Source organism: Heminiphilus faecis (genome assembly GCF_008728965.1).
GTDB classification, from domain to species: Bacteria; Bacteroidota; Bacteroidia; order Bacteroidales; family Muribaculaceae; genus Muribaculum; species Muribaculum faecis.
Genome location: NZ_VSMC01000079.1, coordinates 1 through 481, shown reverse-complemented (window position 1 = coordinate 481; position 481 = coordinate 1). Strand labels below are relative to the sequence as shown.

General features: G+C 49.3%; 1 protein-coding gene. It reads right to left on the bottom strand.

Annotation, left to right across the window (positions count from 1 at the left end; translation table 11 throughout):
* Window positions 1-75 precede the first annotated feature (75 nt).
* Window positions 76-426, bottom strand: coding sequence for an ISAon1 family transposase N-terminal region protein (locus FW767_RS13020; protein ID WP_121698437.1), 351 nt, complete (start codon window positions 424-426; stop codon window positions 76-78).
* Window positions 427-481 lie beyond the last annotated feature (55 nt).

Genomic DNA, 481 nt, shown 5'->3' with positions numbered 1-481 from the left:
TTGTATTGCCTGCGCAGTGTCTGTCCGTTCAGCCCGTTGCGTGCGGCAAGATTGGATATGCTGACGGGGGTGCTTTCAATCTCCCTCTTTTAAAAAAGCCACGAACTCGGAATTGAGCCGTGTGCCGTCAAACTCCGACACATCCCAGTCATAACTGAATATCTCGCCCGTGCTTTTATCCAGCCATTTACGCTTGCGGACATGCAGATAGGTCGCCCGTCCACGGATGGGAAAGTCCTGTATCGTGTGATATTCGCCGAATCCATAGGCGGTTATCGAGTTATTGTACTTGTCCTCTCGCATCTGGACTTTTTTCTCCTCAAGCCAGATGTCAAAACGGTCAGCAGCCTTGTCAATACGATCGACTTCAAAATTATCTATGAGTACCTCCGGCAGGATGGCTCGAAGCAGTTTTTCCGATTTCATGATGCAAAGGTAATACTATACCACGATACATCCACGTCGCCCACCGGGAAAATCC